Below are 12,198 nucleotides of genomic sequence, written 5' to 3'. Positions count from 1 at the left end.
AAAAAACCCCCGCCTGTGAACGTTACGGCCATAAACGTGCCTGTTCCCGCGGCAAGAATACCGATCGCCATCAGTGCCAGAAAAGCCCAGTGCACCCGGTTGATCCCGAACCGGGCCACAAATGCGCCTGCCCATGCACCGGCAATACCACCGATCCCGATGGCAACCCACGATGCACCGCTGCCGCTTTCCCCCAGATCAAGCTGCATCCGCGCAAGCTGCCCGCCAAATGACCAGATTGCCGTGCTTGCCGCCCCCATCAGAAAGGCCGCACAAATCAATCTGGCGACATCCCCTTTCAGGGACGGCATTCCACCTTTGGCCTGCTTGGCCGCGGCCTTTGTCCCGCTCGGAATTGTCCGTATAAGGGCAATCGTCAGGATAATGGCGGCACCGGCAAAGACGGCAAAGACAAGCCGCCATTGCCCACCAATCATCAACGCAATCGGCCACGATAACATCACGCCAACACTGGTCCCGGCATTGATCACGGTATTGGTCATATCCTGCCGGTCATGTCGCACTGCCACCGCAACAGCCGCGGCCATCGGCGGCGATACCAGACCGGTGCTGGCCCCGGCAATCATGACCGCCACCGCCAGCCAGACCGCATCCGGTGCAACGGCAATCCCGGCCATGCCGACGGCGGCAACACATGCCGCCGCCGTCGCAACCACGCGGGGGCCAACGCGTTCGGTCGCAATCGCAGAAATAATAATGAACAGGCAATAACCCAAAAATGACCCGCCGGAAATCACCCCGGAAACCGTCGGGCCAAGTGACAATTCCGCATCGATTTGCGGCAACAGAAGCCCAAAGGCAAATCGGGCAAAACCATAACAAATGGCAATCAGCGCAAAGCCGACAAGACCAATCTGAACCGCCGGGCTGATGGCAGGTTTGAAATCGGGCTTCATGAACGCGCCTGTGCAACAAGAATGGCCGCAGCCTTGCGTGCGGCACTTATGGCATCCATCCCGCGATAAACCGCAGCGGCCACCGCCCCTTCAAACAAAACCAAAATCTGTTCTGTCAGTTCCCCATGATCCCCGGCCCCCAGATCACGCTGAACGATTTCGGCAATTTTGGCTCTGGTTGCGTCTTTGTGCGTCAGGACAACATTGGCAATTTCCGGGATGTCACCCCCGGTTTCACCGTAACTTCGCAAAAACAGGCATCCACGCCCGCCTTCATCACGTGTCCATTGTCCCAGCACGTCAAAGATTTCATCAACGGTCTGCACATCAAGGCGTTCCATGAAACGCCGTTCGCGCGCGCCAAGCACCAGCGCCATAAGCGCTGTCTTGCTGCCGACATGTTTGTAAAGCGTGCGACTGGAAAGACCCGCTTCCTGCGTCAGCCGATCCATGCCGGTTGCGCTAAAGCCATTGCGATCAAAAAGCCGCTCGGCCGTTGCAATAAGGTTTGTCTTGATATCCATGGGTAAAGTGTAAAACGATCGTTTTACACTGTCAACACAAGCAGCCCCTGCCGGTTTGCCCTGCAAGACAACCCGACACGGCAACCAGGTCCGATTTCAGCGCATGAAACGCCGTTAAGGCCGGAACATCGCAAGCTTGATGCCAAACGCAATAAACACGCTGCCGGTCACGGCCTTTAACGCGCGCTGAAACGATCCATTGCGTGCCATCCCGGTCAGGCGCGACAACAGAATGATCATGGTCGAAAACCAGATGATATTGATGCTGGCATGCACACAAACCAGCATGAAGGCCGATGTAATCGCGCCCTCGCCGACCGGAATGAATTGCGGAAATGCCGCAAGGTAGAAAATCGATACCTTGGGGTTAAGCGCATTGGTCAGGAACCCTTCGCCGTACGCCACCAGAAGCGTCCTGCGGCGTTTGGCCGGGGCAACTTCGGCATCGGTTTTAACCCCGCGCCATGCCTCGCGCAGCGCCTTGAACCCGACCCAGCAAAGATATGCCGCACCGGCAATCTTCACCATCATGAACAATTGCGCCGACTGCACAAGGATCACCGAGATCCCCAAAATCGACAATGTGCCATGCAGGTAAAAGGCAGTCACGAAACCGGCAACATTGGCAAAGCCTGCCGCACGGCCGGATGTCGGAACGGTTTTGGCAATCAGGACGCCATTGGGCCCCGGCGACATCACCAGAAGGGCGGTGACAAGTGTGAAGCTGATAAACTGTGCCCAATCCATCAGGGTGGCTCCTTAAAAGGGGGTGGCCACGAAACTATAGATGGATTGTAAAAACCGGCAAGCGCGCGATTGTACCGATACATCGCCCCTTATCCCGGCCAGCAGGGCGAAATCAGCCCTGCCCCAGCCGTTGCAGATCATATTCATGATCAAGGATCGCCTGCCACCAGTCGCGATTGTCGATATACCATTGCACCGTCTCGCGCAGGCCCGATGCAATATCATGCGTCGCCTTCCAGCCAAGCTCGGTCTCGATCTTTGTCGCGTCAATCGCATAACGATGATCATGCCCCGGACGGTCGGTGACGAATTCGACGATATCGTCAAATTTCGTGATCGGCACATCCTCGGCCAGTTCACATACCAGATCGAATATCTGGCGCACCATATCGATATTGCGCGCCTCGTTCCGCCCGCCGACATTATAGGTTTCCCCGACCCGGCCCTGCTCGACAATCAGCGCCAGCGCACGGGCATGATCATCAACATGCAGCCAGTCGCGGATATTGCGGCCATCGCCATAAACCGGCAACTTCCTGCCACGCAGGGCATTGATGATCATCAGCGGAATGAATTTTTCCGGAAACTGGAACGGACCATAATTGTTCGAACAATTGCTGATCACCACCGGCAGGCCATAGGTATGGCACCACGCCCGCACCAGATGATCCGATGATGCCTTGCTTGCGGCATAGGGGGAATTGGGCCGATACGGACTTTGTTCGGTAAACAGCCCATCATCGGGGCCAAGCGATCCGTAAACCTCGTCGGTCGATATGTGATGGAACCGGAACCGTTCCCGATCATCCGGCGAAAGGCCGCGCCAGTAAACGGCCACCGCTTCAAGCAAGTGATAGGTCCCGACAACATTGGTGTTGATAAACGTCCCCGGCCCGTCAATCGACCGGTCCACATGGCTTTCCGCCGCCAGATGCATCACCGCATCCGGGCCGAAATCATGAAGGGCCGCCGCAACCGCAAGCGGATCGGCAATGTCGGCCTTGATGAATTGATAATTCGGCAGATGATCGATGGTATCAAGACTGCGCAGATCGCTGGCATAGGTCAGTTTGTCAAGGTTAAGCACTTCCCAGCCACGTTCAAGAACCAGATAACGACACAGGGCTGATCCGATAAATCCCGCCCCGCCAGTCACCATGACGCGCATCACTAACACCTTTATCCTGTTGGTCTTTTTCTTACCCGACAGAAAAACACCTAAAAATGGCCCCGAAATGGCAATTGAAATGGCAATCAAAAAGGCAATTTAAAAGGTCGATGAAAAGACGGGACTCAATAGTCCTCTTTTACGCGCCTCACCCTGTTTTCTATCCATAAAGCGCAGTGGTTATACAATTTGCGCAGGAAAATATCGCATCCCTGCCGTTGCAGTGGCACCCCATGCACAAATCCCCTAATCCTCGGACTTGCATTTCATGAACTGGCTTAACTGCCGGCCTGACTGATGCGCAATATGTCAGCGATTTTTCCTGTCGCGCAGAAGCCAGAGCAAAATGATTGAAGACAAAAAATGAAAAAATATGCGGTTGGATTTGTCTGTAGCTGCGCCGTCGCTTTTGCGCCATCCGCGCATGCTCAGGACGCGGAAGGCGGCAACAAATGGGGACCGCATATCGATCTGGAAGGCAAGGCCGGCACCGACCGCAACCTTGGCGAAACCGATCTGTTCATTCCGCTATGGCAGGATGACGATACCCTGACCTTTGCCAATATCCGTGCGCGGATGGATGATGCCAACAGTCACGAGGGCAATTTCGGTGTCGGCATTCGCCAGATGCTTGATAGCGGCTGGAATATTGGCGGCTATGGTTATTTTGATCGCCGCCACAGCGCGTATGACAACAAATTCAATCAGGTGACTTTCGGGGCCGAAGCGCTCTCGCTTGACTGGGATTTTCGCGCCAATGCCTATATGCCGGTCGGCAAGACAAGCTATATCGAAGACAGTCTGAGTACGGTGGATTTTTCCGGCACCACGATCATGTACCGTCAGGGCGAAGAGCGCGCCCTTCGCGGGTTTGATGCCGAAATCGGCTGGCGCGCACCATTGTTTGAAGCCACGGCACCACAACAATTGCGCCTTTACGCAGGCGGCTATCGCTTTACCGACGACGATGTGGACACAGTACAGGGACCTCGCGGGCGGCTTGACCTGACCTTTGATGAAATACCGTTCCTGTGGGAAGGCTCGCGCTTTTCGCTGGGGGCTGAAATCCAGCATGACGATCCGCGCGGCACACAAAGCTTTGCCAGCTTCCGCCTGCGCATCCCGCTTCAGGATTTTGGCGACAATCCCAAACCGCGCCTGAACGCTATCGAACGCCGCATGACCGATCCGATCATACGCGACATTGATATCGTCAGTCAGGCCGGGCAATTCACCACGGCAGAGGAAATAACAAGCACGGCCAACGGCAACACCATCACGCTTGTCAGCAGCGCAACAACATCAAGTGCCGACCTTGCCACGACCATATCATCCGCCGGTGCCAATTCGACCGTGATCCTGAATGGCAGTTTTGCCAACGTGAACAGCCGCCTTGATGTTCAAAACGGCCAAACCATCATGGGGGTTGGCGACCTCAACGTTACAACACCTTCCGGTCGTACCGTAACCATTACCACACCGGGTGCCAGCCTAAGCGGTGAAGGATCCTCCCCGGTCGGTTTCGGCAGTCCAAGCCATATTTTCAACATGGCCAGCAACAGCCGCCTTGTCGGCGTTACCGTCTCAACCACCTCCGCGGGTGCGACCACAGCAGTGCGGATCAACGGCGTGAATAACGTCGAAATCATCAATAGCACATTGACCAGCAACGCTACGGGCAACACGTCCTTTGGCATACAGGTTATCGGAAACGCACAAAACACCGTCATTCGCGGTAATACGATCACAGCCACCAGTAACGATACCTTTGCCTATGCCCTGTCAGTCATCGGATCAGACAACCTCGTCTTCGAGAACAACACACTCAATGTCAGCGGGGCGACAAACAACCACCTGATCTTCTTTAACCTGAACAATACGAACCTCTCCGGCGCCGGTAACAGCGGCAATGTAAGCACATGCAATGTCGGTGGCGGGACAAACACCGGCTCCATCAGTTTCACGACAGCAACGCCAACCTGCCCGTAATCAGGAAAGCTGTTGATAGCCGGATGATGTCAAATCAAAGGTCTGCCGCTGCCCGCGTTGACATCGGTGCGGGCAACTTGGGCACTGCGTATTTCGCTTGAATGTTCCTATTTTGTTCTATATTTTGAACATATGCGAAACATCATCGAACCGACATCCGATCACATCGAAACCGCCCAACCGGGCGAAGGATGGAGCCATCCGGATTTTAATCCGGATCTGCTGCCCGCGCGCCGACAAAAAGGCCGCGGGGCGGTATCGAACATTGATGGCCGATTTGAACGCCATAGCCATCAGGCGATTGATGATGGCTGGATGACCAGCCTGATGGAAGATCAGGACGCATCGCGCATCCGTACCACCCTTGGCATTGATGGCGCGCGCAGCGTGATTACCAAAAATCAAAGCCCGGACGTGCCGTTTGACCGTTCGATCAATCCTTATCGCGGCTGTGAACATGGCTGCATCTATTGCTTTGCCAGACCAACCCACGCCTATCTGGGCCTGTCGCCGGGGCTGGATTTTGAAACAAAACTGTTCTGGAAACCCGACGCCCCGGCTCTGTTGCGCAAACAGCTCGCCGTCAAAAGCTACATGCCCGCCCCGATTGTCATTGGCACCAGCACCGATCCCTATCAGCCGGTTGAACGTGAAAAGCAACTGACCCGATCCATCATCAAGGTGCTTGGCGATTGCCACCATCCTTTTTCGATCATCACCAAGGGCGCGCTTGTCACCCGCGACATTGATCTGATCGCGCCAATGGCCGCCAGAAACCGCGCGTCGGTCGCGGTATCGGTTACAAGCCTTGATCACAGATTGTCCAACCTTCTTGAACCGCGTGCCTCCGCCCCGCACCGTCGGCTTGATGCCATTCGCAAGCTTGCCGATGCCGGTATTCCGGTCACGGTCCTGTGCGCGCCGATCATTCCCGGCCTCAATGACATGGAAATCGAAAATCTGGTCGCGGCGGTGCGTGATGCCGGGGCAACCTCCGTGTCGCACATCGTCGTCCGCCTGCCGCTTGAAATCGCCGACCTGTTCGAAGAATGGCTCGAAGCAAATTATCCCGACCGCAAGGCAAAGGTCATGTCGCTGATCCGCCAGATGCGCGACGGCGAACGATACCAATCCGAATTTGGCACCCGCATGCGCGGCACCGGCCCGATTGCCGATCTGATTGCCAGGCGGTTTGATGCCGCACGCAAAAAACACGGCATGACCGGCCGGTCGCTCAACCTTGATTGCAGCGGCTTTGTCCACCCGAACGCGAACGGGCAGATGTCGCTGTTCTGAGATCACCAGCAACATCGCCCCCTCGCCCCCAAGCCCTGCTCGCGCGACCGGCGGGCACCAAGCCGATCAATCTGCCCCGATCACGCCGCACGACGGATCAGCATCGTCCTTTGGCCGCCAACGGTAAGGCGCAAGACTTCGCCATCATCAAACGCGTAACTCAGGATATGATGATCGGGATCAACAATCTGTCTGTTCTCGATCATGACCGCACCACTTGCGATCAGCTCGCTCGCCGCCGTAATGGTATCGGCAAACCCCGCCATCAGAATAAGCGGCACCACCCCGATCCCGTCCTTCAGGGCATTGGGCGTGAAATCAAGTGTCGGCATACGATCAGCAAGGGAGATATGGGTCATTTTCCGGTTTCCTTGTTGGTGGGCCACCTCGGGCAAACCGGTTTATGGAAAAAACAAAGGCCGCCCTGGGGCAGCCGGTCTTGGTTTAATTTACAAACACATCAACAGGCGCCGCGCTATGTGCACGACGTAAAATAGGCGTTCTGATGTGTAACAATGTTTTCCATCCTCAAATCATTACGTACCTTATGCTGTCAGGTCAAGCCTGATTGCAGCGGCCCTGATCGCCCCGCCGCTGCGGGCCAGATGAAATTGCCATAAGCCGTGTTACCGGCAGGCCCGATCTGGAAATCACCCCTGCTCTCCGTCGGGGGCAAAATAGCGTGCAGGCGTTACGCCATAGGTTTTGCGAAATGCTGCAATAAACGCGCTGATATTCTCGTATCCCAGATCGAGTGCGACTGTCGTTACCGATAATCCGCCCGCCAGCATCTCGAGTGCTGCAAGCATGCGCGCCCGCGTCCGCCATTGACCAAAACCAAAGCCTGTTTCCCGTAACATGCGTCGCCCCAATGTGCGGCACGGAATTCCGGCCCAGTCGGCCCATTGCGTCATCGACCTGCCATCAGAAAGATCCGCCATCAAGGCTTGCGCCAGACGCACCAGACGAAGATCCTTTGGCATCGGCAATCCCAGTGTTTCCTTTGGGGTTGCCGCAATTTCATCAAGGATAATCCGGGCTATGCGTGCCTCGGCATCCGATTGCGGCCCATCCCCCCAACCCGCAGCACGACGAATGGCCGCCATCAACAGCTCGCTGGTACGCAACGCCCTTGGGTAATCTGGCAACCCGGCACAAAGGTGGGGACCGACATAAACGCTCCATCCGCGAAACGGCCCGTGCGAAACCAGTCCGTGCTCCATTCCCGGCGGCACCCAGAATGCATTGATAGCAGGAACCACCCATTTACCATGATCGGTCGAGATACTCAGCAATCCTGAAACCGCTCCGATCAACTGCCCCTGCGGATGGGAATGCGCGCCGGTTTCCCGTGGAATTGGGGTCTCGCGCATCACAACCCGGACAGCCAGGCGGGTTTCGCTGCCTGACACAACGTCACCCTCAACGCCCTCCTGTGCACTCCCCGCATGTGATGACGCAGGCTTTTTCAGCGTCGCAAGAACATCTGGATCGATCAAAAAGTCAGACATGGCCAAAACACCGTATTGATTGGCTTCGATGGGTTAGATTGGCCATATTTCATCACCTATCGTCAAGGTGGCTAGAACCTCTTCAATCAATGGAACAGCCCCATGACACATGACGAAACACGCATCTTTCTCGAAAACCTGTTTGGGTTATTGCTCGACCCCGAACACCCGGCAGAGGATCTCTTGCATCTATTCACATCGGATTATGTTCAGATTGCCGATGGCAAAACACTTGATTTGCAGGATTTCCTCGCACATGCCCGCACGCTGAAATCAATCCTGAAATCCTCGCATGTGCGGTTTGAAAAGATCATCACGTCAAATAACAGCATCGCCGACATCCATATCGTCGATGCCATCAAAAAAGATGGATCAACAATGACATGCAAGGTTCTGACTTTTTACGAAATGCGGGACGGCAAGATTTCACGGATTGAGGAACTGTCGCATTTGATTGCTGGTGCCAAAGAAGACAGCGATCTGGCCTCGCGGATTGCCCACTGAAATCATCGCCTAAAAAGCCAAGGGCAGCATCAAAATCATGACATGAAAAACGGAGGTGACCTGTTGATCACCTCCGCCTGAAAACCTGCTTTAATGTGCAGCTTAAACCAGTCGATAACGCACGTGGGGGGCCGGACGGGCAATAATTGAAGGATCAATTTCCTGCCCGTCCACGCCTTCCTCCGCGCCTGTATATTCTGTCAAATCCTTGCTTTGGGCGTCGGTGTCATTCATCGCCATCATGCGCGCGCTTTCAAAAAAGCGAAGACCGCGCTTTTCAAGAACATAAAGCGTTTCCGCACCCCATGGCCCCGACCAGACCAAACCCGAAAGCGTTTCCATTTCGCGTTCGATCCGGGTCGGCGAAATCGGCCGACCAAGGCATGTGGTCAGCAAAAACGAAAGTTCCGCTGCCGTCACGCCGTCTTCGCAGCATTCCTCGGCCAGAACTGCCATCACCGCCATGGTCACAACCCGAAGAGAAACCTTGCCGGTTTCAATCCCCGGAAAGCGGCTTTGCTGCAGGGTGACGATATCACTGGCAATGCGATCAACGCCCCCACGGATCACATATCGGCCACGCCAGACCCTGCAGCTTGTCCGTACTTCCCATTCCCGCATTTTGTCCCCGCCTGTTTTCTTGTCCCACGTCGAGAATGATACATTATCAATACATTACGTCAACCACTTTATCGACTTTTTGTATCATTTAATACAAGCATCACGAAACCACTGATATCCGGTCCCGGTGGCGGCAAATCCCCCGTCCCCGTCAACCGGTTCGATATAGCTCCGTGCGATTGCGCTATGAAAATCACGGCCGAAATTCTTTGGCATGCGCAGATGTTCCTGCCGCCGTAACAACCGCCGGATATCGTCACGCGTCACAAAACTGCGCCCGTCGCGGTAATGCAGCCAGATCGCGGCAATCAGGATCGTTTCGGCAAAACCACGCGGCTGCAGCCGGGCAATCAGATCGCCCAGACTGCCGATATATCCAATCAGGAAATTCGCCGGATCAATCGCATCCGCAGCACCTTCGCCAAGCAGACCGGCCCCACCGAAATAGCGCCCAACGGCCTGCCCGGCCGCCTGCCCCGTTACGTTTTCCTGTCCAGATGCAGCCTCGCCCGCAATAGCCGACCGGGCCGGTGAAAGCCCCGGGCCGGATCGATCCGACCGCGCCGTTACAGGGAATTGCCCGCCAGCAGGCATTTCCCGCAAAGAGCCACCAGGCCCGAATGACGAAGATGGCGCAGACGGAGATGATGCCGCAGGTAACATGGAAGAGGACGTGGCAGCCGACATAGCAGGCGACATCGAAGCCCCCGAAGAAGCTGCCCCATGATCAACCGCACCGCCCCCTTGCGCCGCCCCTGCCCGCAAATTGGTCGGAGAACCAAACAGGGCCGCCATCACCAAAGGCAGGCGCGCAGGCGGAATCGCACATTCGAGATCCACCGGCCCGAAATCACCTTCGCCCGTCAGTTTGACATGAATAACAGCAGCCAAGTTTCTTTCACCCCCAATTTGGGCCAAGGGGATATCATACATATCGTATCATTATCAACATCAATTCCAAAATATGTATCAATTTATACACAATCTGAATTCACAAAAATCCCTCGACAAACCAAGCCTTCCGGCAGCACCATGATTTCACTGCAAGATTTCAGACCGGACCGCCACCGCGATGCTGCCCAGCCCCACCAAAGGCACATCTGCCGCCTCCCCGATTTAGGCGGCAAACTGACGGTCACGCGATCTGATCGCCACCAATTATGGAGGAGTCTGTGACCCGCCTTTTATTTCGTGAAGACGCCTATCGCCGGAACTGCGACGCCAAGGTCATCTCGATCTCGGACCGCGGCATCGAACTGGACCAGACCGTGTTTTACGCCACCGCCGGCGGCCAGACCGGCGATGTCGGGATTTTCAAAACCGCCGATGGCCGCGAAATGCCGGTCGCAACCACGATCAAGGACCGCGACAGCGGCAAAATCCTGCATATCATCGCAGAGGATCACGATCTGCCAGCAATCGGCGATACGATCACGGCCGAACTGGATTGGGAAACCCGCCATCGCCTGATGCGCTTTCACACCTGCCTGCATTTGCTCTGTGCAATTGTCGAAGGCGACGTCACAGGCGGCAATATCGCCGCCCACAAGGCGCGACTTGATTTCAATCTGCCTGACGAGGCCCCGGACAAGGATGAACTGACCGCTCGGCTAAACGAGCTGATCGCAAGCAATGCCGGGGTCTATGACGGCGAAATCAGCGTGGCAGAGCTTAAAGCCAACCCTGAACTGGTCCGCACCATGTCGGTGCAACCACCAATGGATGGCAACAGCATCCGCACCGTCACGATCGAGGGGATCGATTATCAGCCCTGCGGCGGAACGCATGTCAAAAGCACGGCTGAAATCGGCAGGGTTCTGGTTGCCAAGATCGAAAAGAAAGGCCGCCAGAACCGCCGCATCAATATCGTCTTTGATGAATGAATTCCCCGGAAACGCGCAATCGGCATATCCACAAATCAAGTCGGGATATTGCCATGCGCTTTCAGGACGGATAGAAATTAAAACAAGAAACATTTGAGTTTGAAGATACAGATCTGCGGAAACGCCCCGGATCGCGCAATACCCACCATTGCAAACCGGAGTCTCTTTGATGACCAACCCAACTTCCGACGCACTGGTTTCCACCCAGTGGCTTGCGGATCACCTTGATGCACCCGACGTTCGCGTCGTCGATGCGAGCTGGTACATGCCCGCCCAGAACAAAAATGCCCGCGAGATTTATAACGCGCAGCATATTCCGGGCGCGGTATTCTTCGATATCGACGAAATCGCTGCTGATGACAGCGCACCGCTTCCCCACATGATGCCCGACGCGATCAAGTTTTCGGCCAAGGTCCGCAAGCTTGGCCTTGGCGACGGTGTCCGCATCGTGGTTTACGGCCAGACAGGATCGGCCCTTGCCGCCTGCCGGGCATGGTGGATGCTGCGCCATTTCGGGCATCACGATGTCGCCGTGCTGGATGGCGGCCTGCCGAAATGGCTTGCAGAAAAACGCCCGGTGACCGATGCACCAACCCCGCCGCGCGAACGCCATTTCACCGCGCGCGCCAACAGCTTCCTTTTGCGCGAATATGATCAGGTGCTGGCAAACGTCAAAAGCAAACGCGAACAACTGGTCGATGCCCGCGCAACCGAACGCTTCACGGGTGAGGCCGACGAACCGTGGGGCAAGGCTGGCCACGTGCCGGGCTCTTACAATCTGCCGTTTGACAGGCTCCTGAATGCTGACGGCACCTTCAAGGACGCCGATGCCATTCGCACCGCTTTCCATGATGCCGGTGTCAATCTTGATAAATCGGTTGTCACATCCTGCGGCTCGGGCGTGACCGCCTGCGTGCTCGCCCTTGGTGCCTATATCGCCGGGAAAAAGGAAGTCGCGGTCTATGACGGTTCCTGGGCCGAATGGGCCAGCACGGAGGGAAGCCCGGTCGACAAAGGCCCGGCATAACGCCAACCATC

13 protein-coding genes are annotated in these 12,198 nt (G+C 56.0%); 5 read left to right on the top strand and 8 right to left on the bottom strand.

The features are described 5' to 3' along the window. The 4 genes from AUP42_RS12220 to rfbB all read right to left on the bottom strand — a co-directional run. Positions 1 to 917: MFS transporter (locus AUP42_RS12220; protein ID WP_062951878.1), on the bottom strand; the 917-nt coding region annotated here is incomplete at its 3' end. After that, the gene (locus tag AUP42_RS12215; RefSeq protein ID WP_062951877.1) at positions 914 to 1,441 is read right to left on the bottom strand and encodes a TetR/AcrR family transcriptional regulator; all 528 of its coding nucleotides are present in this window, start codon (positions 1,439 to 1,441) and stop codon (positions 914 to 916) included. The genes AUP42_RS12220 and AUP42_RS12215, both read right to left, overlap by 4 nt. 114 nt (positions 1,442 to 1,555) lie before the next feature. Continuing rightward, positions 1,556 to 2,188 carry a LysE family translocator gene (locus tag AUP42_RS12210; RefSeq protein WP_062951876.1) on the bottom strand — a complete coding sequence of 211 codons (633 nt, stop codon included), beginning with the start codon at positions 2,186 to 2,188 and terminating at the stop codon, positions 1,556 to 1,558. A 112-nt stretch (positions 2,189 to 2,300) separates the two neighbouring features. Continuing rightward, complete coding sequence (rfbB, locus tag AUP42_RS12205) at positions 2,301 to 3,356, bottom strand: dTDP-glucose 4,6-dehydratase (RefSeq protein ID WP_062951875.1); 1,056 nt, start codon at positions 3,354 to 3,356, stop codon at positions 2,301 to 2,303. 363 nt (positions 3,357 to 3,719) lie between these two features. On the opposite strand from rfbB, the gene AUP42_RS12200 reads away from it, so the two are divergent. Both AUP42_RS12200 and AUP42_RS12195 read left to right on the top strand, forming a co-directional pair. Next, positions 3,720 to 5,345: an inverse autotransporter beta domain-containing protein gene (locus AUP42_RS12200; RefSeq protein WP_062951874.1), complete on the top strand. Its 1,626-nt coding sequence runs from the start codon at positions 3,720 to 3,722 to the stop codon at positions 5,343 to 5,345. Between the two features lie 132 nt (positions 5,346 to 5,477). Continuing rightward, complete coding sequence (locus AUP42_RS12195; RefSeq protein WP_231858260.1) at positions 5,478 to 6,641, top strand: PA0069 family radical SAM protein; 1,164 nt, start codon at positions 5,478 to 5,480, stop codon at positions 6,639 to 6,641. 80 nt (positions 6,642 to 6,721) lie between these two features. Here AUP42_RS12195 and AUP42_RS12190 read toward each other — a convergent pair whose 3' ends face one another. Continuing rightward, positions 6,722 to 7,000, bottom strand: a complete 279-nt coding sequence (locus AUP42_RS12190) for a hypothetical protein (RefSeq protein WP_062951872.1) — start codon at positions 6,998 to 7,000, stop codon at positions 6,722 to 6,724. A gap of 291 nt (positions 7,001 to 7,291) precedes the next feature. Beyond that, positions 7,292 to 8,152 carry an AraC family transcriptional regulator gene (locus AUP42_RS12185; protein WP_197468281.1) on the bottom strand — a complete coding sequence of 287 codons (861 nt, stop codon included), beginning with the start codon at positions 8,150 to 8,152 and terminating at the stop codon, positions 7,292 to 7,294. 102 nt (positions 8,153 to 8,254) lie between these two features. Here AUP42_RS12185 and AUP42_RS12180 point away from each other — a divergent pair, with 102 nt between their 5' ends. After that, the gene (locus AUP42_RS12180; RefSeq protein ID WP_062951871.1) at positions 8,255 to 8,656 is read left to right on the top strand and encodes a nuclear transport factor 2 family protein; all 402 of its coding nucleotides are present in this window, start codon (positions 8,255 to 8,257) and stop codon (positions 8,654 to 8,656) included. A 102-nt stretch (positions 8,657 to 8,758) separates the two neighbouring features. Here AUP42_RS12180 and AUP42_RS12175 read toward each other — a convergent pair whose 3' ends face one another. After that, complete coding sequence (locus AUP42_RS12175; protein ID WP_062951870.1) at positions 8,759 to 9,277, bottom strand: hypothetical protein; 519 nt, start codon at positions 9,275 to 9,277, stop codon at positions 8,759 to 8,761. A gap of 84 nt (positions 9,278 to 9,361) precedes the next feature. Further along, the gene (locus AUP42_RS12170) at positions 9,362 to 10,168 is read right to left on the bottom strand and encodes a hypothetical protein (protein ID WP_156484609.1); all 807 of its coding nucleotides are present in this window, start codon (positions 10,166 to 10,168) and stop codon (positions 9,362 to 9,364) included. Between the two features lie 281 nt (positions 10,169 to 10,449). On the opposite strand from AUP42_RS12170, the gene AUP42_RS12165 reads away from it, so the two are divergent. Further along, entirely contained in the window at positions 10,450 to 11,160 is a 711-nt protein-coding gene (locus AUP42_RS12165; protein WP_082824751.1) for an alanyl-tRNA editing protein, read from the top strand. A gap of 169 nt (positions 11,161 to 11,329) precedes the next feature. Then, positions 11,330 to 12,187, top strand: coding sequence for a 3-mercaptopyruvate sulfurtransferase (gene sseA / locus AUP42_RS12160; protein ID WP_062951867.1), 858 nt, complete (start codon positions 11,330 to 11,332; stop codon positions 12,185 to 12,187). Positions 12,188 to 12,198 lie beyond the last annotated feature (11 nt).

It is taken from the genome of Thalassospira lucentensis, assembly GCF_001613805.1.
Classification (GTDB): domain Bacteria; phylum Pseudomonadota; class Alphaproteobacteria; order Rhodospirillales; family Thalassospiraceae; genus Thalassospira; species Thalassospira lucentensis_A.
This window is presented reverse-complemented; position numbering and strand designations above follow the sequence as displayed.

What these genes read in the sequence shown, in the direction of transcription:
- AUP42_RS12215 (WP_062951877.1), bottom strand. Translation starts at nt 1,441, where the DNA reads ATGGATATCAAGACAAACCTTATTGCAACGGCCGAGCGGCTTTTTGAT.
- AUP42_RS12210 (WP_062951876.1), bottom strand. Translation starts at nt 2,188, where the DNA reads ATGGATTGGGCACAGTTTATCAGCTTCACACTTGTCACCGCCCTTCTG.
- rfbB (WP_062951875.1), bottom strand. Translation starts at nt 3,356, where the DNA reads ATGCGCGTCATGGTGACTGGCGGGGCGGGATTTATCGGATCAGCCCTG.
- AUP42_RS12200 (WP_062951874.1), top strand. Translation starts at nt 3,720, where the DNA reads ATGAAAAAATATGCGGTTGGATTTGTCTGTAGCTGCGCCGTCGCTTTT.
- AUP42_RS12195 (WP_231858260.1), top strand. Translation starts at nt 5,478, where the DNA reads ATGCGAAACATCATCGAACCGACATCCGATCACATCGAAACCGCCCAA.
- AUP42_RS12190 (WP_062951872.1), bottom strand. Translation starts at nt 7,000, where the DNA reads ATGACCCATATCTCCCTTGCTGATCGTATGCCGACACTTGATTTCACG.
- AUP42_RS12185 (WP_197468281.1), bottom strand. Translation starts at nt 8,152, where the DNA reads ATGTCTGACTTTTTGATCGATCCAGATGTTCTTGCGACGCTGAAAAAG.
- AUP42_RS12180 (WP_062951871.1), top strand. Translation starts at nt 8,255, where the DNA reads ATGACACATGACGAAACACGCATCTTTCTCGAAAACCTGTTTGGGTTA.
- AUP42_RS12175 (WP_062951870.1), bottom strand. Translation starts at nt 9,277, where the DNA reads ATGCGGGAATGGGAAGTACGGACAAGCTGCAGGGTCTGGCGTGGCCGA.
- sseA (WP_062951867.1), top strand. Translation starts at nt 11,330, where the DNA reads ATGACCAACCCAACTTCCGACGCACTGGTTTCCACCCAGTGGCTTGCG.